Source organism: Leptospira ainlahdjerensis, assembly GCF_016919175.1.
GTDB classification, from domain to species: domain Bacteria; phylum Spirochaetota; class Leptospiria; order Leptospirales; family Leptospiraceae; genus Leptospira; species Leptospira ainlahdjerensis.
On record NZ_JAFFPU010000077.1, the window covers coordinates 1 to 23,741 of the forward strand.

Sequence of the window (23,741 nt, forward strand, 5' to 3'; positions counted from 1 at the left end):
TTTGCTCAACCAGATCGTAAACGAAGCGGGAATCAAAGATCCCGGAAAGGTCTTAGAACATTTGAATAAGAATGTAAGACAAGCCCTGAAACAGGATTCCTTAGATACAAACTCGGTAGACGGAATGGACATCTGCTTCTGTCGAATCGAAATGGACAAAGTTTATTTTGCGGGCGCCAAAAGGCCTCTCTACTTTTCCAGAGGAGGAAAAATAGAAGAGATCAAAGGTGATAGACATTCCATCGGCGGCAGACAAAAAGAAGATTCTAGAACCTATACGACCCACGAAGTAAAACTGGATAAGGGAAAACCCACCATGTTTTATCTTACCACGGACGGATATATGGATCAGCCGAATCCTCAGAGACAAAGAATCGCCAGCAAAGGATTGATCGCTCAGTTGCACGGCGTCTCCTCCCTACCGGCGAACGAACAAAAAGAAAGACTCGCGGCCTTTTTAGACGGACACCAAGCGGGAGAATCCCAAAGAGATGACATAACTTTGATCGGATTTCGGATCTAAAGCTCTGAACGAAACTATAGGGAGTATGTTAAAAAGAAATGATGGAAAACAAGTCCTTAGACCTGTTTAAGCACTATAAAGAGGCCTGCGATTATCAATTAATTGTTTCCTTTAAGGGCAGACTTTCGCAGGAAGTCCTTACTGAATTCGGTTCTATGATCCGAACCTCTTTAAGTACGGAATCGAAAATCAAAAAAATCTTTGCCGTTTTCATAGAATTGGCACAGAATATGTTACACTATTCTGCGGAAAGAAGGGCTCTGGAAGACGGAAGAGAAGGCGGAGTCGGCATCATTCGGGTCGATGAAAAATCGATTGGCTATAATGTTTCGTCAGGGAACCTTGTACTAAACGAGAAAATCGAATCGCTGAAAATAAAATGCGAGAAGATCAATTCTATGTCGAGAGACGAGCTGAAAACTTATTACCAACAGCAATTGCGCTCGGACAGGCCTGACGACAGCAAAGGCGCTGGAGTTGGGCTCATTGATATCGCACGAAAGTCGGACGGACCGCTTACCTACGGCATTTCGCCCGTAGATGATAAGCATTCGTTTTTTACACTTTCTGCATACTTCACAAAGGAAAATTGAGAATGGAATCTTTACATATCCAACAGACCAAAACTTCTCCAGAGGTTATCTTGGACACTGAGAAAGGAGTAGTGGAAATCATCGGAGAATCCTATCCGGAAAACGCGATCGCATTCTACAAGCCGGTATTCGACTGGCTCAACTCTGCGATGGGAAACAAAAGCGCGATCCAAGTTAAATTTCAGTTAGATTATTTCAATACGAGTTCTTCCAAAGTGATCATGGACATCCTGGATTCTCTCCAAAAATATCACGATCAAAGCGGCAAGGTCAAAGTTCTTTGGTTGTATAAGGAAGACGACGACGATATGCAAGAAACCGGAGAGGAATTCTCATCCGATCTTTCTCTTTCGTTCGAACTTAAATCCTACAAATAGACGGTCCTTTGGCCGAGGAACCCCATTTATGGAACCAGCGTCTCCAGCACAGAAGGACTTTAATTCTTTTTTTGAAAACGAGTTTCAATTATTAAACGAAGTTAACGAAACCCTTGATAAAAAAGATTCTCTTCAAAAAGACGATCTGATCCAAGAACTCAAAAAAATCGGAGACGCTTACGAATCCCTGCTAAAACAATCTTCAAAACTGATGAAGATCGGGGATTCGACTCAGAATCGTCTGATCAAAACCCAAAACGAACTCCAGGATTCCAATCAGAGATTGGTTTCTTCTTATCAAAATCTCAAACAACTCAGCGAGATCGGCCAAATGATCACCGCGAGTTTGGAACCGAAGATCATTCTTACTTCAGTTTATGAAAACACGAAGTCGATGGTTTCGATGGATATTCTCGCCTTCGGGATTTTGGAGGAAGGTAAGAATGAGATTAAATACAAATTCAGCCTAATCGAAGGTCGTTATACCCCCGCTCCTTTCGTGGATTCCTTATCCGAAGAGAATCCTTCCTCTTTTTGTTATCATCAAAATCAGGAATTGATCACCAACGATCTAGAAAAGGACTTTCCTCAATATGTTTCTCCGATCCAAAAACACTTCGGAGAAAAGACGAGTTCGGTTGTTTATCTTCCTCTCAAGGTGGAAGAAAGATTTATAGGAATTCTTACGATCCAGAGTTACGGGAAGAACGCGTTTAACGAAAACCAACTCAGCATTTTAAGAACACTAGCGAACTACGTCGCGATCGGTGTGGATAACGCGGACGCTTACAAAACCCTTTCCAAAAGAAACCGGGAACTCAAGGATTCTTTGGAAAAGATCAATGTGTTAAACGAAGGTCTGGAAAAAGAAAGACAAAAATCGGAAAGCCTTCTTCTCAACATTCTTCCCAAAGCGATCGCAGAAAGGTTGAAGGGCGGAGAAGGAGTGATCGCCGATTACATTCCAAACTCCACGGTTCTTTTCGCGGACATCGTGGGATTCTCCAAACTTTCCACTCAGATCCCTACTCCCAATTTATTGGTGGAAATTTTAAATCAGATCTTCACATGTTTCGACGACATCGCGAACAAATACCAGCTCGAAAAGATCAAAACGATCGGAGATTGTTATATGATGGCGGGCGGAATTCCCAACCCGACCACCGATCACGCCGAAAAAATCGCGTTAGCCGGAATTGCAATGATAGAAGGATTGAAAAATCTTCAGAAATCTTGGAAATACGAATTCAATATCCGGATCGGAATTCATACCGGAGACGTAGTTGCGGGTGTTATCGGAAAGTATAAATTCGTTTACGATCTCTGGGGCGACTCGGTAAATACCGCTTCCAGAATGGAATCCCACGGTCAACCCGGGAAGATCAACTGTTCCGAAGCGACATATAACGCGCTGAAGGATCTTTTCGAGTTCGAAGACAGGGGAATCATCGAGATCAAAGGGAAAGGTCCGATGAGAACCTTTTTTCTTTTGGGAAAAAAATAACCCTTTCCGAAAGTATTTTCAATTTTCTGAATATGATTTCTCGATCGGAACCGAATCAGTTCCGAGCATTTTAGCGGACTTCGTTTCGACCACAATTCAGGGATAACGATCCACGCTTATATTCGCGATTTCAAAATAACGAAGTCTGACGAATCCGTGATTTCCTCGTTTTGTGGACACTCGGGCCCAATCGACCGGATCGTATCCCTTGTATCCAAGATGGATCAAAACGATCGCATTCACATAAAAAATTTCGTCGGATCGAACGCGATCCACAATTTTAGAATCCAAGGACTCGCTTGCACGGATATTAAGAGTATCTCCCGTCTTGATCCCGATCACCTTTGCCGGAAACCAAACTTGATCCAAAGAGACCCAACCCTTGATTTCTTTTTCGGTTTTGATTTCATACGCTACGGGATCTCCTTCAAATCCGAAATTTGCGGACTTAAGCAACTTCACGAAAGTCAGATTCGAAAGTCTGGCGACTTCCTCCTGAAAATGTACGCCGAAAGTTCCCTCTTTCGGGACGACGGTTTTGTAGACCGGAATTGATTTTCGATCCAAGCTTGATATAAGAGCGTTCGGATCAGACTCGGCCGCGAAACGAGCACTTGCGGTCAACGCAAGAATGAGGGCAAAGAAAATCCTGATAATGTTTGCGATCTTCATTCGTTCGGCTCCTCAGAAACCTCGACATAAACCGCGTGAGCGATCGATGCGGATTCAACAAATTGGCGTTTCAAAAGAAAACATTCAAAAAATAGAAAATTCAATTTGTTGAATAGAGCGGAGAGCGCGGCCGCAATTTCAAACGAACTTTCAAGTTCGAAAGATCCGCGGCACGCCCGGAGAATTTAACGAAGGGCTTCGATCACTTCCGCGGGCGCTTGTACTAATTCCACAAGAACCCCTTCCGAAGAATAAGGAAATTCTTCGTTCCCTTTCGGATGGATAAAACAAACGTCATAACCCGCAGCGCCCTTTCGGATTCCGCCCGGAGTAAATCGGACCCCCTTGGTCGTGAGCCATTCCACGGCTTTCTGAATATCGTCCACCCAAAGGCCGATATGATTGAGCTTCGGTTCGTGGACCTTCGGACTTTTGTTTACGTCGATCGGCTGCATGATATCGACTTCAACTGCGAAAGGTCCTTTCCCCATTCTGAGAATGTCCTCGTCTACGTTTTCCTTTTCGCTTCGAAAGGTTCCCGTTTTTTCCAAACCGAGAATGTCGACCCAAAACGTTTCAAGTTTTTTCTTATCCTCTCCGCCCACCGCTATTTGCTGAATTCCTAATATTTTAAATGGTCTCATATTATTTATTTCCAAAAAAGTAATTCTTTTGTTCCAAGCTTCTTCTCTGATTTTTCTTTTCGTTTTCAAGAAGAATGCAGATTTTTTAGTCCTCGAAAGCCGGGTCTGAAATCCAGAAAATACTTTCGCTTTCTCTTTGGCAACTTCATTCCCTCGGCACTTATTTTGTCGATCGAAAACGGGGAGCTTCGTTGAAGAATGTTTGTTATGAATCCAAATTCCGAATCCGGGCAAGTGTTCCATTCGTTTCGATAAAGAAAACGTTCTTTGGAAAATGAACCGGACTCTCGCATGTCCGGAATGCAAGTTTTTTTTTCTTACTACCGATTTGTCGGACCAATCGGTAGTAAGAAAAAAGTAGGAACTCACACTTTTTTAGATTTCACGACGCCGGCCGACACAGCCGGAGGAAGAAATGATTCTACTTCAAGCTATAAGTTCCGATCTGAGGAAAATGATCCGAAATATCCCAGACCTTCCCGCCTTGATCCACTCGATAGGCATTTTGTCTCAGATTGGAAGAATAAAAAATGTAGTCTATTGTTCGATCCGGTTTTCCGATCGCGGGATCGTTCGAAAAATGAGTATAGTATTTTGCCCTTTCAGGTCCATTCAAAATGTCTAATGGAACCGCGGAGTTCCAACGGTCGAACAGAGGTTTGATCTCCTTTTCGTCCGAATAAAAAAACGCACCGTTCGGATGCATCCCCTTTCTATCAAAACCGGGAGGAAGAAGATTGAAATCTCCGCCTAAAACCCACGTATGTCCCGCGAGATCCAATTCCGTAAGTAACCCAACGATCGTCTCCACTTGTTTGTGCATCGTATCGGTCCCTTGCGAGAATGCGTCCAAGTGAGTATTCAAGACCGTGAATTTCTCTCCACCTTCGATCGGAAGGTCGTTTTGAAGAATCGCCCGTTTCAAGTTGAACTGAGTCGAGATCGGATCCGAAGGCATCAGAGGAAGAGAATGCCGGATTCCATCGGAGATCTTAAACTTGCTGATCGTCGCGAGTTTCATCCCCACACTTCCCAAAATTTTCGGATGCGGTACGAATGCAGACTTCCAATAAAAAGTTTCGCTGTTACAAACATAGGAAGGATCGAGTCCCGCAAGAATTCTTTCCAACTGATTTTCTTTGAACGTATTCTTGGCTCCGTCGTGCACTTCTTGCAAAAGAATCACGTCCGGATTTTCAGAACGAATGGTATCGGTGATTTTTTTGAGAGTGCTTTCGATTTCTTCCCGAGAAGGCCCGACATCGGGACCGTCTCCGTTCGGGACGTCATACCAAAAAACCCGCTTCTTACCGGCGAGATACTGTATGTTCCAAACAAGAACTTTGATCTTAGAATCCGGTTTCAAAATCGGAGCATTCTCCGCACATTTTACTTCTGCCGGTTGCGCCTGATCGGGATGAAAGGTGATGGAATAAATGAGAATCAAAAGAGAACCAAAAAGAATTCCCACTACCGCCAATGTTTTTCGAAACCAAGCCATTACAACGCTCCTTAAAAACGGTCTAAACTAACGATACCATCGCTCAAAGAGAATACAAGCTACGGGAACAAAAGCGAGTGTAAAGGATTTTCTTTTTAAGAGGGTGGAATAAAACTGACTCTAAAGAGCCCGAGATGAAAACAATCCTAACGATCTTATCCATCCTTTTCTTAGTGCAAACATCCATTCATTCGGAAGAAATCGAACTCAAGATCCGTATCAAGAACGGAACCACCGGTAAAGAAGGAAACATCGAATCCCTTCGTATCATCGCCCTTCAACAAGGAATGATCCCGATCAAAGACCTCGGACCCGCAAAGGGCGATTTTATAATCTCCAAACTTACGGTCCCGGATCAATCTCCGATTCTTCTCCAGGCGAAGTATGCCGGTGTCAACTACAACAAGATGGTCCCCCCCGTTCCGGTGATGCGTTCCGCGGTCCAAGAGATCGTAGTCTACGAAAAAACAAGGGACAAGTCTCTTGTAAGAACCAGGTCCGCGATGCAGATCACAAGAGGAAAAGATTTTCTCCGAGTATTCAAAATTTTCCTCATCTCCAACAATACGATTCCTCCTAAGAGTTATCAAGACGAACAAAATCCGTTCGAAGTGTATGTTCCTTCGGAGGCGACCGACGTGGTCGGACAACTCACTCAAGGAGAAGCTCGAATGGCGATTCCGCTCCAACTCCAAGACGGACCCAACGGAAAATTTCTAGATCGTGCGATCCTTCCCGGAAGTTCAGAATTACAAATTTCTTATACGATTCCCGCGAGTAATCTTTCCCAGGTCACGTTTAAAGATAGGATGTTGGCCGAAAAGAGCGAAGGATTTCGCGCCGTCTTTTCAAAACCGGGAGACATGAACGTTTCTTTTATCGGAGCCTCCAAACAGGAAAAAATCGAAGAGGACGTTCCTTCGGACATGAAAGCTTTTAAGATCAGTTATCCGGCGCCTCAATACGAGGTCTCGATTTCCGTTTCCGGAGGCGCGCCCGTCATGGATATGGAGACAGAACGAGTCAATCGTAAGATCGAAAACGGAACTTGGTTCCCGACAACGGAGCGTTCGGTTCTGGGATTGGTGGCGATTTTAGGATTTCTTTTCACCCTTTCCTTCGTATTTATCTACAGAAAGAATTAGCAAAAATCAAGGATTCGAAACTGCGCTTTTTTTCTTTCCGGAGGAAGTTGTCTTTTTTTTCAACTTCAAAGAAGAATCCTTTATTTCCGAAGGAACTTTTTCTCGAACTATGGTTTCCAAAAACGCCTGAATATCTTCAAACACGGGTTCTCTGTGTTCGGGATATTCGTTCATCAACTCGTGATAAAGACCCGGATAAATTTTAATTCTTTTGTTTCGATAGATTAGATTTTTATAAAGCTCCGCGGAACCGTTCACGTCGACGAGACCGTCTTCTTGTCCGTGAAGAATAAAAACCGGACATCGAAGTATTCCAGCTTTTTTGATCAACTTAGGCCCTATCTCCAAAAGTTCCGATCCCATTCTTAAAGAAACCTTACCGTGAACCAGCGGATCCTGACGATACGCTTCGATCACGTCCGGATCGTGGGAAAGAAATTGAAGATCCAGCTCTGCATCCACGGTCATCGATGGTGAAAGTTTACTCAAAAAACCCGCCGCTATTTTTTTTAGCTGCTTTTTGAAATCCATCCTTACCAGCAAAGCCGGAGAGGAAAGAATCAAACCCAGAATGCCGTCTTGATTGATTCCTTCTTGAGAATAACGAAGCGCGACGGCTCCTCCCAACGAATGACCTAATAGGAAAAAACGATCCTTCTGTTCCCTTTTTAAAACCTCGTTCGCGAAGTCCGAAAGATCGCGAACATACTGATCGAAAGAATCCGCATGTCCTCTTCTTCCTTCCGATTTACCGTGACCTCTCATATCGAAAGAATAAAAATTAATATCGCTTTTTGCAAAAAAACGAAGCAAGTTCGTATAACGGCCGCTATGTTCTCCGAAGCCGTGATGAAAGATCATCAAACGATTCGCATTCGGTTTTGTCCAAGATTGACAGTATAACTTTGATTTATCGGAGCTTGATAGAATGTGGAATTCTTTGTGGTGAAAGGTCATTGGAAAAACCGAATTATCTGGAAGAAAGGAATCATCAAAACAACAGGGGTCAACTAAATATTCTTTCTTGAGTAAAGAAAGATCTATTTTTCAATTCTAAAATTTAGAAAACAAACATTTAACCTGTCTATGTCTCGTTACTTTCACTCCCAAGAGGGATTCCAAAATCTGAAAGTGCGAGTAAAGTTTCCTTGAGTTTTCCCCCGCTCGATTCATTGTTTGGAATTCTTTAATAAACAAAGAGACTCTGGAGAGAACATGGAAAAAAGACCCTCGGAACAAAGCCTACTCCGCTTTTTCGGGTTGGGAGAACTGGCAAACCACGGATGGAATGCAATCCTCGCGTTTTGGATGATCATGGGAATGGCGTTCTTTCTGTTCGCGGATCAAAATCTAATCGCGCCTAACTTAAGAAACATCGGCGCGTCTTTCGGACTGAACAGCCAGGAGGACGTAGATTGGTATATCGGAGGGATCATTCCGATTCTCTTTTTTATCTTGGGCGGCGCGGTTTCCGTGAGTATGGGATATCTTTCCCAAAGGTATTCTAGAAAAACTCTCATCATCTTCTCTGTCTTCTTAGGCGAGATTCCTTGTTTTCTTTCAGGCTTCGCGACGAGCTACACCGAGTTCGTAATCTACAGAACTCTCACGGGTTTCGGATTGGGGGGAATTTTTCCTCTTCTTTTTACCGTCCTTGGAGATTATTTCTCGGATAAATCCAGATCCACCGCGGCGGCCTACGTTTCGCTTTCGATGGGAATCGGACTTGGCGTAGGACAGTTGTTAGGCGGAATTTTAGGAAACGCCGATCCGATCAACGGATGGAGAATGAGTTTTATTTATCTTTCAGTTCCTTCTTTTTTCTTTGCGCTCGTCTACTGGGTTTTTTGCAAGGAACCGATTCGAGGCGGTGGGGAAACGGAGTGGCAGGGAATCGCGGATAAATTTCCGGAAGAAAGTTTTCATCTTCGATGGAGCGATATTCGGCTTCTCTTTCAAAACAAAACGAACATAGGAATTTTTCTACAAGGAATTCCTGGTTGCGTTCCTTGGGGAGTTTTCTTTGTCTTTTTAGTGGACTATTACGAATCCTCGTATCATCTCGATAAGGCGACCGCGACGATGCTTCTCACTTACGCCGCGATCGGAGTTTTTGCGGGAACTTTTTTCGGCGGAGTCATCGGACAAAGGATCTACAATTATAACAAAAGACTGCTTCCGATCTTTTGTATGACGAGTATCTTTCTCGGAATTCTACCCTGTCTTTACCTTTTGAAAGCGGAGAACATCGCGACTTCGGGAACGTTTATCGTTGTTAATCTGATCGCCGGGTTCCTCATTTCCCTCACCGGACCTAACGTAAGAGCCACATTAATCAATGTGAATATTCCAAAAAACAGAAGTAGCATGTTCGCTCTCTATAATCTTACCGACGATTTAGGAAAAGGACTCGGGCCCGCTATGAGCGCCGTGATCCTCGGATTGACCCCGGGAGATCGTTCTTTGGGACTTTCGATTTCGGTTCTCTTTTGGATCCCTTGCGCCTTATTTTGGATCATGGTCTTGAATAATTTCGAAAAAGACGAAAAAGACGTGCATGATTATCTGGTTCAAGAAGCAGAAAAAATAAGGGGAACCGCTTAATTGAATCTTGGGCCTATTGAGTTATTTTTATTCGACATCGAAGGTACGACCACGCCGATCGCATTCGTGCATAAGGTTCTCTTTCCGTATTCCGTCCAAAAGATGGATTCTTTTTTTCAAACCTCGGTCTTGGAAAAAGAATGGAAAGAGAAACTTTTAGAGGAAGCAAGGAACGACTCTACTTACAAAGGAAAAATAGGAGATTCCCCGGAGGATCTGAGCGCCTATTGTAAACATCTCGTTTCCGTAGATCGGAAAAGCGGCCCGTTAAAAGAAATCCAAGGAAGAATCTGGAAGATCGGATATGAAAGCGGAGAACTGAAAAGTCTGATGTTTCCGGACGTTCCTGAATTCTTAAAAAGAATTCAATCCTCCGGAAAAAAGGCCGCAGTCTATTCTTCGGGAAGCGTTCAAGCGCAAAAGTTAATATTCGAATATTCAGAATCCGGCAATCTTAAGAATTTTTTTTCGGGATACTTCGACACCGCCGTCGGCGGTAAAAGAGAGTCTTCCAGTTATTCAAAGATCGCAAAAGAGCTCGAAGTGGAACCGAGAAGAATCCTATTCTTCACCGATATCAAAGAAGAAGCGGACGCCGCGATCGGAGCGGATCTCAGGGCGGCGATTTTAGAACGACCCGGTAATTCAAAACAACCGGAACATTCATATCTGAGGCTTTCCTCTTTCGAGAGCTTGAACCCAGCTCGCTCTTAAAATCCTTTTGATAGTAAGTCGAATTCAAAGAACTCGAAAACTCCAATAAAAGCTGAAGAAAATAAGAGCGTATCCGAAAATCCAAAATCGGAGAATTCCAGTATTTTTAAACGACGGGACATCTTTCGAAAGTCGAAGATAACAAAATACAAACGGTCCTAGGAACGATTCCTAATTTTCCTTTGAGTTTTCGGAACAAGCTAAGCAACAGTCTTTAGAAAGAATCGGATCCTCTACGATTTCCACGGGTTGAAACCGCAAAATCGTTTCTTTTTTTCCGAGTAGGATCCTACAAACGGCCGATCTTTGGAAGGTGAGAACCTTTCTGATTTCCATTCTTCTTTTTCTAATTTCGATTCCCACGGGAATGCCGGAAGCCCGAGAACTCGTATATGCGTTTCGAGAACCAGGTAAACCCGAAAAAGAAAAGATGATTCTTGTTGGAGAAACCGTTCTTTATGATAAGGTAAAGCCGATCGAGGAAGAGGGAAAAAATAAGAATCTGGATATCGGTGTGGACACGAGAGCCGATCTGGTTACGATCAAGATCAATTATGATCCGGGTTTAAGAGTCGGACAAATCCTTTATCTCATAGAAAAAGATTTCGATCATAAGAATTACAAAAACGGAAACATCGTCGCGCAGATCGAAATCAAATCGATTTTTCAAACTTCCTTTATCGGTAAAAGAGCGAGAGGAATCGGAAATCTGGGTTTGGTAAAAGACAGAAATCTTATGGTGGCGGCGCCTCTCGTCTCCGAAAAAATCGAATCCGCAATCGTTGAAAGAAAAAAAGGGGACTACCACCTTTCCCGAAACGAGGTCGCGGAATCCATACGTTCTTATAAACATACGATCAGCCTCGATCCTTCCTCGCCGATGGGCCATTTCCGCTTAGGATTACTCTACAAAAAAACGGGCGAGGCTTATATCTCAGCTGGTTCGGAATTTTCAATGGCTTGGAAAAACCGGAAACGTTTCGGAAACACCCAGGAAGAATTGGAATTTTACGTAGAATATATAGACTACTTGAATCATAAATACGAAACGGAAGGATTTAAGAATCCTACGATTCTATCAAAGTCCATGGACGTAATTCGAGAAGCCTTTAAATTGACAAAGGTCGATTCCGAACTTTTGATCCACTCGGCTACCACCTATTATTATCTTTTTAGGGAAGAATCCAGACCGGGCAAATCTCCTGGTGAAGCCTCGGCAAAAAGAAAAAAATCCGACGCCTACTTTGAAATTTCGGAAAAACTTACGAGAAACTCCGATCTCCTCAATCCGTCGGATTATCGAGTTCATCTTCTTGCGTGCAAACTCTATATCGATAAGATTACGGAACTCACATCCGAATCCGGACAAAGTAGCCTTGGAGAACTGGAACAGATCGCCAATTTGAAAAGGCAGTTAGGCGACTCTTTTGAAAAATACAAAACGTTTAAACCGGCGTCGCAGCCTGGAGATCCTTATTTACTTAAAGCTCCGTCTCTCATCGGCTCACTCTGAAAGTATCTTTCGAGTTCTTGTAAAAATATATTTTTGAAGGATAAGCATGTCGTCCGGGTTGGAATCAAAAAAATTGACTCCGAGATTGAACTTTCCCTCACCTGCAACGATATAACGGACGACCTCCCCTCTTAAAATCAGAGTTCTTTCCGTTAAGGGGATAAAAATTTTAATGATATTATGTTTTTTTAAATAATGAAAAATTCTTTCTTCGTCGATTTCAAATAAGAGCCCATTGATACTGATATCTACGACGCGGGTAGCCGCTTTTGTCTGACGGTAATTATCCGCGCGGATGAAAATTTTAGTCATTGAATAGCTGAAGATTTCGGAGAGTTCGATCAGATATCCGACTTGAGAAGGTGTGATCGAATATCGATCCATCGCGGAGGCATAAACTCTTATATATCCGACAACGTCGTTAAAAAGTCTTATCGGAAGAATCATATATGAAACGAGAAAATCTCGAATTTCACTCTTCTGAAGGTCTCGAAAGAAATTATCAGCGTAGTCTTGCCCGTTCTCCAATACCATTCGGATGTATTCGTCCCTGTAGTTACCCACTTCGGAAGAATCCGTTTCACGGATATAATTGATTATCAAGGAAGTATCGGGAATAAAAATCGGCTTATCGTGCCTTCTGATGAAGGTTTCCAAAAAGCTTTCCTTTTTTTCCCCGGAAAAAAAGACAATATCGTATTCCTTTGATACGGTGGAAATATATTCTGAAATCATAATATTTATGAGACGAAGATCGGGATTGTCCTTTTTGATCTCCCTCATAAGGTTGTTAAACCTTTGTTCAACTTGAATATTTCTTCCGATCTCTCGCCCGCCTCCCGATAGGGAACGAAAGAGAATTACGTAATTCATAAATAAATCGTCGACGGAAACTCGGATGTTTTTTCGGAATGAGGCCGCTTGGAGTTCTGATGGAATTCTTATTTTAATTCCTTCTTCTAAAAATTCTAAGATAACCACTTCAAACTGATAGAGAATATTCATAATCTCGAAACTAATCTTTGCTCGAAGTGTGAGACCTTGTGTCGCGTTCGGGATTCTTAGGTTTACGGTCGTTTCCTCTATATCCTCGACGACCGCAAAATATTTTTGTCCGTCATAGTCGAAAGGGAATTCCACGTCGTCCGCTTTGAGATAATAGAAAAGATGTTTTACCAGATTGATATCGGTTCCGATAATCGTTTCTCCAAACATCGTTTCGAGAATGGTTATGAGTTCCTGTAAACTATCTGATCTGCCGACTGCCATTGGGTTCTTGTGTTGAAAGGGAGAGTCTTTTTGAATATCGGCTTCCGCGAGGTCGGAATTCAGTCAGCTTCAGCGTAGGCGACATAAGGATTTAGAAAAGAGAACTGAAGCAAAAAAAAATCCCTGGGAAGGTTTCGGAAAAGCCCGAAAAAGAAGGTATGGATACTAGAAAGTCGGAACTCAACCCGGAATTATTCGATATGATGAAACAGGGAAAGCTATCAGCTGGGAAAATCCTGGATCTCATAGCTCTGAAAGAACTCGTAGATCGATTCGCAGTGACTCCTTTTATCGAAGAAGAAAAAATCGCCGAGATCAAAGAAAAAACCGGAGTGGAACCGGACATTCTGACCTGGGGGGATTATTTTCAAACCGAAATCGCGTCTAGATACTTTGAAAAGTCGGAACTCCAGTTTAAAAAGATCGTAGAAACGATTCGTTTCGATCTCATTTCCGCTCATCTGATCTTTTCGGGAAAGCCGGAATACTTTCAAGACTCGGTGAGGGGTCAGGCTTTAATTTCAAAATCAATCGATTCTACTTTTTGGACCTTGGAAGACGAAGAAGCCCTTCATTTGGATACACTCCTCGAATACTTCACGCAAATGGGAATAGGAGAAAAACCGTTGACCGTCTCGGATCGAATCTGGTATGAAAGCTTTGAGCTGGAGAAAAAAGCAGTTTAATGGGATTAATCGATCAAGACACTATCGATCTGGGTTCAGGGAACAAGATCCAGATTTTAAGCTTAAATAACCCTGAGTCCAGAAATTCAATGACCCGCGAGATGGGTCTTGAGTTTAAGAAAATCGTGGAAAGTCTTTTAGACGCACCGGAAAAATCAAAACCACGGGCAGTCATTCTAACCGGAAAGAATGAGATTTTTTCAGCCGGTGGAAATTTCGAACTCCTAAAATCATTCTCCACGAAAGATTTCGAGACGAACAAAAAAACAATGTTCGAATTCTATAATCTTTTTTTATCCGTAAGAAGATTGGATATCCCTGTGATTTGCGCGGCGAACGGTCACGCAATTGGAGCAGGACTCTCTCTTGCATTTGCTTGTGATATCCGGGTTTTCGCGAACGAAGGAAAGTATCAATTTAACTTTGTTAAATTGGGAATTCATCCTGGAATGGGTTCAAGTTATATTGTGAAAGAACTTTTTGGAACTCATATGGCCAATCGACTTCTTTTTCTAGCGGAGACTTTGTCGGGAGACGACGCGTTTCGGGCCGGCCTTTGCAACGATGCAGTTCCTCAGAAGGAAGTGTTAGGAAGAGCGACAGAAATTGCCATCGCACTTTCTGAAAGCGCCCCTCTTGCACTGAGTGAATTGAAAAGAAATACTTACGACCGCGAGAAGTTAGAAACTGCCCTCAAAAAGGAAGCAGAATCGCAAGCGAGAAATTTTATCTCGGCAGATTTCAAAGAAACGATCAAAGCAATCGAACAAAAGAGAAAGCCTGAGTTTAAAGGAATCTAGTTACTTCCCTTTTTCGTCTCTCGATCGTAATCCTTCAAAGCCTGGAAAGTAGAATCATAATCGTTCCAGGCATTCCAAACCACAAAACCGTGCGCTCCACTATCATAAGCCGCTTTTACCTGTGCTTTTATATAATCGGAAAGGGAAAGCCCTGACCTAGCGACTGACATATTGAATCCTTGGATATAAGGAATCACTCTTGTCGTTTTCAGAGATCTTTTTAGGGTGAGATGAGTTCCGTCATAGACGGTCTGATATGGATCCTTGATTCGATTTGGCATCCCATAAAAGTGTGAGGGATATAACATTGGGTAAAGAACATCTACTACTTGGGCAAAAACCTCGACCTTTTGACCAATGGAATCATTTTGATTAAAGGGGATCCGACCAAAAATATCCGCACCAATATAGGGCAAATTCTCGCACTTCAAAGTTTCGTTCCGGATATTCTTTATAATGTTCGAAATATTCTTATAACGCATTTCGAACGAAAGTTTGAGCTGCAAATTATCAGCGTAGCGAATATAATCCAATTGAATTTCAGGAAATCCAGATTGACATGCGGCGCGAATCGTCCTATGAATCGATATTATTTTTTGCTCGGATGGTTTTTCGGTCGGAAGCCCGCCGTCAAAATTCACAATCCGAGCTACTGGATAAAATCCCTCGGAAACCAAAGAGTTCAAAGTTTCTCTGGAAGGTGAATACGGTTGAACATCAATAACTAAAAAGTTCACGCCATGAACTTTGCTCTTCTTGCGGAGCTCTTCAAACGCTTTGACTTTCTTTAAAGTTCTCTGCGAAATATAAATTCCTCTAGAAAAATCCGGCGCCCTTTGATCAGGATTCGATACTGCATTCTCAACTACGTTCCCTATAGAATCCTTCTTTTGAGCAGTTACGACTCCGGATTCCTTTTCAAGAGTGAATTTTGCTGATTTCTTTTTCCATTTCGAATCTGTGACAGGGATTTCTTGATTTTTGCGGAAAGATTCGATTTCATTCTTATTTAAAAAAACTGGAGTTACGACTCCTAAATCAGGAATCTGTTTAAACGAAAGGTCAGTTGTTTTTTTCTTGGAGGTATTTTTCGGGAAAGGGAGATCGAAATCCGAAAATACAGAAGTTATAAAAACGAAAAATATTAAAATTGATAAAAGTATTTTATTCACGGGCTTGGAAAAATATCGAAAATAATTAAGTTCACAATTTAATGTCGGAATTCAACAATAAGAACTAAAAGATACTCGAAAAAATATAGAGTGAGAATCAATTTCTTTTTCTAACTATTCAAAAGTTCCAAACCAATAGAAACTTCATAGGAGATCAAAAATGGCAACGGGACTTATTTTTTCCGAAACTTTTCTTTATCACAATTCAAATCCTTTGATTCCCCATTATGAAAATTCCGACAGACTAATAGCCTGCATGAATCTCCTTCAAAAATCAAAGTATTATTCTTTACTTCGGAAACCGGAAATCAAAGATATTTCATCCGATTTAATCAAACAGATTCATTCAGAAGACCACCTTCAAAAAATAGAAAATTCGAAAGGAAAACGGGGATATTTTGATTCAGATACCCCTTTTACAGAAAAATCATGGATATCCGCCTTTAAAGCCGCGAGTTCCGGATTGACGATGGTCGACGCATTGTTGGAGGGGAAAATCAAGAATGGCTTTTCACTCCTCCGACCACCAGGGCACCATGCAGAGCGCGATCGTATTATGGGATTCTGTATCTTAAACAACATTGCTGTAGCTACAAAATACCTGCAAATCAAAGGATTTAAGAAAGTTTTCATCTTAGATTGGGATGTTCACCATGGAAACGGAACCCAAGAAATTTTCTACGAGGATCCAAGTGTTTTCTACCTATCCATCCATCAATTTCCTTTTTATCCTATGACTGGACTTTCGACTGAAATTGGGGAAGGCATTGGAATAGGAACAACGAAGAACATTCCCCTCCAGGCTAATACGGAAAATTTCAAATATATAGAAATATTTAAAAATTCCGTCGTCCCTACGATTGAAAAATTTAACCCGGAAGTTATCCTAATCTCGGCAGGTTTCGATGCGCATAAAAAAGACCCACTCGGAGGTATGAAAATCACTACCGAAGGTTTCGAAAAACTAACAAGAATCGTTCTTGAGTGTGCGAAGCATGTTTGTCAAGGGAGAGTGCTTTCATTTTTGGAAGGGGGTTACGACATCCCTTCTTTATCTGAGTCTGTAGAAGCACATGTCGCTGTTCTCAATTCTTTTTCTTAAAAAAGTAATCATTTTCACGTTCGTTCTGTAAGCTCTGGGAACCTTATTATTTAGGGGGATAAGATAAAATGAACAAAAGTAAAGGATTTACAGAGTTTCGTGGAAGGTCTAAAAAGAATGCAAACCCATCAGATCTTCTTTTACCAAAACATCTGGAAGGGTTTTTGAGAATAAAAATTAGAAAACATGGGAATTTAAAAAATTACTTTCATTACCTAATTCTAAAATTCCAGAAGAGAAATCTTTTTTCAAATTTTCCAGACACGGCCTTTCGAAAAACGCTCTATCAGTCAAAAAAGCAAAATCTTATTCGACTTTCTTTCAGACCCGACCATCAAGATTGGTACGAGGCAAAACTTTCGAGTTTTTATTTCGGAATTTCAATTTGTAAACTTTTTTCAAGGCTTGTGGATCTAGACAGGGAAGAAGATGTCCCGATCTCAAATCGAAAATTGGAAATTTTAAAAATGGAAAAAGAGAAAGCAAGTCCCCTCTATTTTTATTTCACAATTCTTTCGAGTAAGAAGATGATTCTGAAGAAACTCTCGAAAGGACAAAATTTCGAATTGAATACTGCATAAATTTTCCCGTTTTCCCAAATAAATTCCGATATTCAAGAAAGAATGGAAGTCTCATTGGAAAATCTAAATCAAGTAGAAAGAAGATTTAGAAATTATATCCTCATCCTAGATTTTCTTCTTAGGGAAACCCAAAACGAACTCAAAGAGAATAGGGCCAGACGTGAGGTCTGGTTAGAGCGTCACGAATCTTGGAAAAAAAATAGGCATTCTCACAATCCAGGCGAGCTCTCGAAAGGTTTTAAGAAGGCTGACTTGAACCGGGAATTCCGACCTCTTCAACCTTTTCCGAATTCAAAAAATAAAGATGCTTTCATTAGGATGAATCCTCATTCAGAATTCCGAAACCACAAATAATATGGCCGGAAACAGCAATGAGTTTTTCAATAAGTTAGTTTATTCCTATCTGCATCGTAAAAAATTCTTGAAATTATGTCTCTTTTTAATGTTCATAGAGATAGGGGACAATGTAAGAATTTAATTATGCGCCTTAATCGATTTCTTATTATTCTTTTTTCCCTTTTGGCTTCCCTTTCGTTGAGTTCCGACGGACTCCCAAATTTTTCTATCCAAGAGAAAGAGGCAAGAACCCACTTTACAAGAGGATTTTCATACTTTAATAACTCTCAATACTCCTCTTCCAGAGAGAGCTTTCTTAAAGCACTCTCAATCAAAAACGATTTTACACTGGCTCGTCTCCTTCTCTCTAATTCATACTACCTCTCGGGCGATTGGCCAGAAAGCATGTCGGAATTAGAACAAATTGAAGGAAATACAGGACTCAACCAGATCGAAAAAGCCCGATTGGACGCTTTACGGATCAATCTCGCAGGAGGAAGCCAAGACTCAGCGGTAAAATACTACTCTGCTCTTTTAGGGGATGAGCTCCGACGTTATCGATTTCGAAACCCTTCGGACGTTGCAATTGATGATGATGGATTCCTCTACGTCCTTTCCTTTGATACTGCCAATATTGTAAAATTTGACCCGAATGGGAATCCCGTTGATAATTTCAAAGGCTCCCTAGGTCGGAATTTATCAGGCCCCCTCTTCTTTTCTCTCAGAGGAACTTCCATCTTTGTTTCCGATTTCAAATCTGATAAGATCTACGAATTCAATACAAGAGGAGAATATAGAAATCGTTTTGGGAAAACCGGAAAAGCCAATGGAGAGTTTCACGGACCAACGGGAATTTTCCTTACAAAAGATGGGTCGCTCTTCGTCTCGGATTCCGGAAACCACCGTGTTCAAAAACTCAAGAATGACGGCACCTTTCTCCAAGAAATCGGAGTCGGAACTCTTCGCAATCCCTCCGGAATCAAAGTAAACTCAAAAGGAGAAATTTACGTCGCAGACCGGGGGAACTCCCGAATCGCAGTCTTTGATTCGGAAGGAAATTTCCTAAGAGAAATCAGCAATCCGAACATTCTTTCCTCTCCTCGAAATCTCACGATACGCAAGAATGAATTACATATCTCCGACGAAAAAGCGGGGATGATCGTTTATAACACTCTGGAGAATACCTGGAGGGCTCTCGACTCATTTAGAGATTCAAAGAATATCGTCCGTAAGTTGAATCAACCCTTCTCTTCCGCATTCGACTATACGGGAACTCAATATATCGCCGACTTCAATCGTCACCGTGTTGAAATTTTCAGTCCAGCAAATCAGCTTTCTTCAAACCTCGACTTAGTTGTTGAAAAAGTCTTAAACAGAGAATACCCGGACATCTCCGTTTTTCTTAGAGTTCGAGACAGATCCGGACGTGATATCAAAGCAATCCCAAGAAACTCCTTTAGAGTTTATGAATATGGAAATCTTTCACCTCTTATCGGACTCGCGGATATGCAACAATACAACAATAGAATTTCTTTGTCCCTAATCTACGAAAACACCTCGGAAGTAAAAAACGCATATTCCGTATTTGAAAAATCGCTTCGTCCCCTTCTCACGTCTCTCAGGCAATACGACGGAGTGGAAGTCCTTCGTTCCGGAACTGAACTTATCAAAGCGTCCGACTTCAATTATTCAATGCATGAGATTTTTAGAATATTAAGGACTTCTCCGACTGATCCATCTTCGAAAACCGGAAAATCCATCTATAGAGGAATCTCTGATCTCTTGGATCGACTTGGACCAAGAGCAGTCCTGGTTTTAGTTTCCGGAAATTCTAACGCGGATTCTTTTACTCAAATTTCCCCTGAAAAAATAATCCGTTATTCGAAAGCTCATTCGATTCCGGTTTACTTTTTATCCCTCGCCGATAACGGACCAGCTGTCGAAATTTATAAGACGATCGCCAATTCAACAGGTGGAAAATTCATTCTTATACCCGGAGAAGGCCAGGAAAAGACGCTCTACGAATCCATTATCTCTCATAAAGACAGACGTTATATCGTATCTTTCAAAAGCAGAGTGGACGCTGATAAAAAGGACTTCTACATTCCCATCGTCCTAGAAGCGAACTTCCGCAACGCAGCAGGCAAAGCCGAAGCGGGATTTTTTACAAAATGATTTCTCGTCCTTTTCGACAAAGAAGTTTCCTAATTCTATCGTTGCTTCTGATTATAGGATTCCCCCTAACTTCCCAGGAGACGGTTCGTAAAATTCAAGAAGGGGAAATTTTTCTCAAAGAAAGAAATTACGCAGCCGCATATCAGTCCTTCACGGATGCGTCCAAAGCGAATCCGATGTCGATTCGGGCCCTTTTAGGTCTTGCAGAATCAGCGAAACATCTTCATAAGTACAACGAGTCTTTTGAAGCGTTTAACAAAGCATTGGCCTTAGAACCCGATAACAAAAGCGCACTCAAAGGTGCGTCCTTAGCCTTCGCAAGAAAAAAAGAATATCAGAACGCTCTCAATCTCTTGCGAGCGTCCTTGGATACGGATCCATTTGACCCGATTCTTGCACCGGTACAAATTCAAATCCTCTTAGAAATGGGAAGTTTCGAATCCGCATTAAAAAAGCTGGAAGCCTCCCGATCTAAATTACAAAACTCTAAAGAAGTTCAAATCTTAGAAGCAAAGGTAAACGGAAAAACCGGTAACTTTTCCAAAGCATATCACCTCTGGAACGGAGTCCTTTCCAACTCTTCGGACGATCCCGATCTTTTTTTCCATCTTGCGTCTCTCTTAATTGACTGGGCTGAAAAAAGTCCCGTCGGTGAACGAAAACAGAAACTTGAAGCCGCCGCCGAAAAGTTGGAAAGAGCAATATCACTCTATCCGGATTTTGAAGAAGCGATCGATGCGCTGACAAGAATTCGTATCTGGCAAAACGATTATTCTTCCGCAGTCATTCTCTCCCGCAAACTCGTTTCCCTTTATCCGCAGAATCCTTCTTTCCTCTATCTCAAAGCGTTCTCGGAAGAAAAAGAGGCGAATCAAAATTCTTCCTCAGCAAGCAAGGATTCCCTCAAAAACGACCTAACTGAAATATTAAGATTGGATGACTTAGATTCGATCGCTAGACAAAAAGCGGAATCCGTCGCTCTCGTTCATTTTTCGGAAAATCATTCCTTCCGTAGAAAACTTGGCGACTATAGAATGCAACGTTTTCGCTCCTCTAAAAATTCTCTTCTTTACGATATGTCCTCGCATCACCTAGCTTCGGCGAGAGAGTTGATTCCCGGTCAACCCGAAGTTCAGTTCCAGACTCTTTCCGAATACAAAAGAACGGGGTTTTTTCCGCGTTATTTGAATCTTCTTTTGTTCTTGCGAAAAAAATATCCTGAGAATGAAAAATATCAATATGAGATAGAGAATCTTCTCAACTCCATGAAACAATCGATCGGTTACAAGGAAGGTATGATCGAAATCACCGGGGACAATCTTCTCGAGAATTACGGCAGAACCCCTCCGGTCCTTCTTGTCTTCGACCTGGCCGACAAATCCTTCTTAGGCGATTATCCGGATCTTTCACTTTTGGTTTCGTCATCGGTTCGTAAGATTCTTTCTCTAAACCCTACGATTTCTCTCTCGAACGTTCTGGAATCGACGAGAAACAATCCTTCCTCTTTAAATCTGAGCCCGGACAGTTATATGGGAATTCTTCCCTACTCGGAATCTTCATTTCTTAAAATCAAGGATTCGGCGAAGAATGGAGTAAAACCAAGATTCGTAGTTTACGGATCTCTAAAATACGAAAATCATTCTTTAAACATCGACTGGACCGTCAAAGATACAAGACACGAGAAGGTCATCGCTACGTTTCGCGTTTTCGCAAAAGGGCGAGACTTTCTTCCCGAGGCTGCTACGAGATCAGCGTCCAAGATTCTTGCTTCGATTCCGCCCTCCGCATCGATCGTCAAAGTAAAGGATGAAGATATCATCATCAATGCCGGAACGCTGGACGGTTTAAAGAAAGGCTCCAAAGTTCAAATTTACAACACTTCAGGAAAATCGGGGGAGGCCACCGTCGAGGAAGCCGATTATTTTCTTTCCAGGGCGGTTCCGGATAACGGCATCAACGGCTTAAAAACGATTTCAGAAGGAGATCGGATTCTTTGGAAACGTTAGTTTTTTCTTTTCGGAAATCCGCTGAAATAATCTAAGATCCAATCCGCGATTTTCTTTTCGATTTCCATAATTCTCCCCGAATCCGGTCTTGATTCCAAAAATACGTTCCAGATTCTTCCCTTGATTTCTATTTTAGAAATTTCGAATGTATTCCATTCTTCGGAAAACCAATCCGGAAATTTTTCAGCGTAATAAACTTCTTTTTTATCTTCGTCTTCGAATATAAAACGATTCGTTAGGATCCGGAAACGATTTCGAATCATTCCGTATTCGATTTCCAAATCGACGTCTGGATAGATTCGAAAATCTCGATTTTCCTCGTCCCAATCCAAACGAGAACCTTCCAGACAAATTTCGTCTTCTTTGGATATTTCCAAATAAATTGGATAGGAATGGAGCGTCTTTTGATTCTTTTTTTGATCGTAACCGACTTGAACATCGACTCGATGTTTTTTTCTTTCGATCCGGATCTGAAACGCAGAATCCAATCTAGTTTCCAAATGCTTTTGAATCACGGTGATCGCCGTGTCCGAAAATTGAAGCGGGGATAGAATCATCTCCGAAGTAGAGGATAAATTCTTAAAAAATTTTAGAATCATGGAATTTTACTTTGAATCCGTCGAAATTCTATCATCGCCTAGGTCAAAGTCTTTGTGGAATCAGAATTTATTTGCAAATCCATTTTTGATTGCGACGTGGAAAAGCTCTTTGCATTTCACGAATCTCCGAACGGTTTCGAAAGTTTAGTCGGCGCCGACTCAAACGTGGAAGTGATTCAAAAACCGGAGAACATTCGTCCGGGCGCCATCGCGATTCTGAAAGTCAGGCCGTTTCCGTTCTTCTCTTGGACTTGGATCGCGGAACACTTGGAATATTCGCAGAACGAGAGATTTGTCGACATTCAAAAAAAAGGCCCGTTCCCATTCTTCCTTCACGAACACCTATTTAGCTCCGCCGAAGGGAACCAATCTCAACTGGAAGATAGAATTTTTTTCGAAGCCCCGATTCATTTTTTGTCCTCTCCTGTTGTTCTTTCTATGTTGAAGAAACAATTTCTAAAACGACATGAGATCACTGCGAAACAACTTTCGGTTTCTTGGAAGAATGTAACCTGCGGCCCTAAGGATTCTTTTTGATTCTCGTGTCATAGTCGATCAGAACTTTCTTATACGAGTTGATAAATTGAGGAGAACTAATCATATAATCTGCGGTCGAACGATTGCACGCCATCGGTATATTATAAAGTACTGCAATTCGAAGTAACGCCTTTACGTCCGGATCATGGGGTTGCGCGGTCAACGGATCCCAGAAAAAAATCACGATATCCAGATCTCCTTCCGCAATTTTCGCGCCGATCTGTTGATCCCCTCCCAGTGGTCCGGATAAGAATCTATAGACTGGAAGTTCCGCTTCTTCGTTTATCAACTTTCCGGTCGTCCCGGTTCCGAAAAGATGATGTCTGGATAAGATTTCTCTGTGAGTTTTCGCCCATTCTACCAGATCGTTCTTTCTGTTGTCGTGTGCTACGAGTGCGATTCTTTTTGTGGCCGGAACCTGAACTTCTTTCATTCTTCGTTACTCTTTTTATGTTTGTTTTGAATCTAATTTTTTGATGACGCCCGTTTGCGACCAATCCTAAATTGACTTAGGAAATTTTTTTTCCGTTTCGATTCCGTTTAAACCTTTGTTTGCCCGTTTCCAAAAAATTACAACTTCTATGAAACCATCATCCTTCTCCGCTTTTCTCATTCTTCTTGTTTGGACTTATTTAGTTCTTCCGGCTTCGATCTCCGCTGAGAACGCGCCTTCCGAAAAAAAGATCGA

The 23,741-nt window shown here is 41.8% G+C and carries 23 protein-coding genes; 15 read left to right on the plus strand and 8 right to left on the minus strand.

The genetic code is table 11. The annotated features are described in order from the left end of the window. The 4 genes from JWG45_RS21165 to JWG45_RS21180 form a co-directional block, all read left to right on the plus strand. On the plus strand, positions 1-523 hold a 523-nt coding region (locus JWG45_RS21165; protein ID WP_205281597.1), incomplete at its 5' end, for a PP2C family protein-serine/threonine phosphatase. 38 nt (positions 524-561) lie between these two features. Continuing rightward, on the plus strand, positions 562-1,116 hold the full coding sequence (locus JWG45_RS21170) for a SiaB family protein kinase (RefSeq protein ID WP_205281598.1): 555 nt from the start codon (positions 562-564) through the stop codon (positions 1,114-1,116). A gap of 2 nt (positions 1,117-1,118) precedes the next feature. Continuing rightward, complete coding sequence (locus JWG45_RS21175; RefSeq protein WP_205281599.1) at positions 1,119-1,493, plus strand: DUF1987 domain-containing protein; 375 nt, start codon at positions 1,119-1,121, stop codon at positions 1,491-1,493. A gap of 28 nt (positions 1,494-1,521) precedes the next feature. Beyond that, entirely contained in the window at positions 1,522-2,997 is a 1,476-nt protein-coding gene (locus tag JWG45_RS21180) for an adenylate/guanylate cyclase domain-containing protein (protein WP_205281600.1), read from the plus strand. Between the two features lie 96 nt (positions 2,998-3,093). On the opposite strand, the gene JWG45_RS21185 is transcribed toward JWG45_RS21180, so the two are convergent. From JWG45_RS21185 to JWG45_RS21195, 3 genes are all read right to left on the minus strand, one after another. Continuing rightward, positions 3,094-3,669 (minus strand): SH3 domain-containing protein, encoded by a 576-nt coding sequence (locus JWG45_RS21185; RefSeq protein ID WP_205281601.1) that lies wholly within the window; start codon positions 3,667-3,669, stop codon positions 3,094-3,096. A gap of 185 nt (positions 3,670-3,854) precedes the next feature. After that, positions 3,855-4,313: a VOC family protein gene (locus JWG45_RS21190; protein ID WP_205281602.1), complete on the minus strand. Its 459-nt coding sequence runs from the start codon at positions 4,311-4,313 to the stop codon at positions 3,855-3,857. A 421-nt stretch (positions 4,314-4,734) separates the two neighbouring features. Beyond that, a complete protein-coding gene (locus JWG45_RS21195) occupies positions 4,735-5,814 on the minus strand; it encodes an endonuclease/exonuclease/phosphatase family protein (RefSeq protein ID WP_205281603.1) in 1,080 nt (359 codons plus the stop codon). Positions 5,815-5,948: 134 nt separating this feature from the next. Between JWG45_RS21195 and JWG45_RS21200 the strand changes: the two genes are divergently transcribed. Continuing rightward, on the plus strand, positions 5,949-6,959 hold the full coding sequence (locus tag JWG45_RS21200; protein ID WP_205281604.1) for a hypothetical protein: 1,011 nt from the start codon (positions 5,949-5,951) through the stop codon (positions 6,957-6,959). A 6-nt stretch (positions 6,960-6,965) separates the two neighbouring features. Here the strand turns inward: JWG45_RS21200 and JWG45_RS21205 are convergent, their stop codons facing one another. Further along, positions 6,966-7,916, minus strand: coding sequence for an alpha/beta hydrolase (locus JWG45_RS21205; protein ID WP_205281605.1), 951 nt, complete (start codon positions 7,914-7,916; stop codon positions 6,966-6,968). 258 nt (positions 7,917-8,174) lie between these two features. Here JWG45_RS21205 and JWG45_RS21210 point away from each other — a divergent pair, with 258 nt between their 5' ends. The 3 genes from JWG45_RS21210 (at position 8,175) to JWG45_RS21220 (ending at position 11,790) form a co-directional block, all read left to right on the plus strand. Next, entirely contained in the window at positions 8,175-9,563 is a 1,389-nt protein-coding gene (locus tag JWG45_RS21210) for an MFS transporter (RefSeq protein WP_205281606.1), read from the plus strand. Further along, a complete protein-coding gene (gene mtnC, locus JWG45_RS21215) occupies positions 9,564-10,277 on the plus strand; it encodes an acireductone synthase (RefSeq protein ID WP_205281607.1) in 714 nt (237 codons plus the stop codon). Between the two features lie 367 nt (positions 10,278-10,644). Next, positions 10,645-11,790, plus strand: coding sequence for a tetratricopeptide repeat protein (locus JWG45_RS21220; RefSeq protein ID WP_232380812.1), 1,146 nt, complete (start codon positions 10,645-10,647; stop codon positions 11,788-11,790). Here JWG45_RS21220 and JWG45_RS21225 read toward each other — a convergent pair. Next, positions 11,782-13,059 carry a PilZ domain-containing protein gene (locus JWG45_RS21225; protein ID WP_205281608.1) on the minus strand — a complete coding sequence of 426 codons (1,278 nt, stop codon included), beginning with the start codon at positions 13,057-13,059 and terminating at the stop codon, positions 11,782-11,784. The two genes, JWG45_RS21220 and JWG45_RS21225, sit on opposite strands and share 9 nt — an antisense overlap. A gap of 158 nt (positions 13,060-13,217) precedes the next feature. Between JWG45_RS21225 and JWG45_RS21230 the strand changes: the two genes are divergently transcribed. Next, entirely contained in the window at positions 13,218-13,745 is a 528-nt protein-coding gene (locus tag JWG45_RS21230) for a hypothetical protein (protein ID WP_205281609.1), read from the plus strand. Continuing rightward, positions 13,745-14,545, plus strand: coding sequence for an enoyl-CoA hydratase/isomerase family protein (locus tag JWG45_RS21235; RefSeq protein ID WP_205281610.1), 801 nt, complete (start codon positions 13,745-13,747; stop codon positions 14,543-14,545). The genes JWG45_RS21230 and JWG45_RS21235 overlap by 1 nt, the downstream gene beginning before the upstream one ends. Here JWG45_RS21235 and JWG45_RS21240 read toward each other — a convergent pair. After that, positions 14,542-15,717: a putative glycoside hydrolase gene (locus tag JWG45_RS21240; RefSeq protein ID WP_205281611.1), complete on the minus strand. Its 1,176-nt coding sequence runs from the start codon at positions 15,715-15,717 to the stop codon at positions 14,542-14,544. The two genes, JWG45_RS21235 and JWG45_RS21240, sit on opposite strands and share 4 nt — an antisense overlap. Before the next feature lie 160 nt (positions 15,718-15,877). Here JWG45_RS21240 and JWG45_RS21245 point away from each other — a divergent pair, with 160 nt between their 5' ends. The 4 genes from JWG45_RS21245 (at position 15,878) to JWG45_RS21260 (ending at position 21,917) form a co-directional block, all read left to right on the plus strand. Then, entirely contained in the window at positions 15,878-16,819 is a 942-nt protein-coding gene (locus JWG45_RS21245; RefSeq protein WP_205281612.1) for a histone deacetylase family protein, read from the plus strand. A 68-nt stretch (positions 16,820-16,887) separates the two neighbouring features. After that, positions 16,888-17,400 (plus strand): DUF1564 family protein, encoded by a 513-nt coding sequence (locus JWG45_RS21250; RefSeq protein ID WP_205281613.1) that lies wholly within the window; start codon positions 16,888-16,890, stop codon positions 17,398-17,400. Between the two features lie 480 nt (positions 17,401-17,880). Continuing rightward, on the plus strand, positions 17,881-19,911 hold the full coding sequence (locus JWG45_RS21255) for an NHL repeat-containing protein (protein WP_205281614.1): 2,031 nt from the start codon (positions 17,881-17,883) through the stop codon (positions 19,909-19,911). Next, positions 19,908-21,917: a tetratricopeptide repeat protein gene (locus JWG45_RS21260; RefSeq protein WP_205281615.1), complete on the plus strand. Its 2,010-nt coding sequence runs from the start codon at positions 19,908-19,910 to the stop codon at positions 21,915-21,917. The genes JWG45_RS21255 and JWG45_RS21260 overlap by 4 nt, the downstream gene beginning before the upstream one ends. Here the strand turns inward: JWG45_RS21260 and JWG45_RS21265 are convergent. Next, a complete protein-coding gene (locus JWG45_RS21265; RefSeq protein ID WP_205281616.1) occupies positions 21,914-22,516 on the minus strand; it encodes a hypothetical protein in 603 nt (200 codons plus the stop codon). The two genes, JWG45_RS21260 and JWG45_RS21265, sit on opposite strands and share 4 nt — an antisense overlap. Positions 22,517-22,570: 54 nt before the next feature. On the opposite strand from JWG45_RS21265, the gene JWG45_RS21270 reads away from it, so the two are divergent. Beyond that, a complete protein-coding gene (locus JWG45_RS21270) occupies positions 22,571-23,053 on the plus strand; it encodes an SRPBCC family protein (RefSeq protein WP_205281617.1) in 483 nt (160 codons plus the stop codon). On the opposite strand, the gene JWG45_RS21275 is transcribed toward JWG45_RS21270, so the two are convergent. Next, on the minus strand, positions 23,037-23,486 hold the full coding sequence (locus JWG45_RS21275) for a methylglyoxal synthase (RefSeq protein ID WP_100785671.1): 450 nt from the start codon (positions 23,484-23,486) through the stop codon (positions 23,037-23,039). The two genes, JWG45_RS21270 and JWG45_RS21275, sit on opposite strands and share 17 nt — an antisense overlap. Between the last annotated feature and the right edge of the window lie 255 nt (positions 23,487-23,741).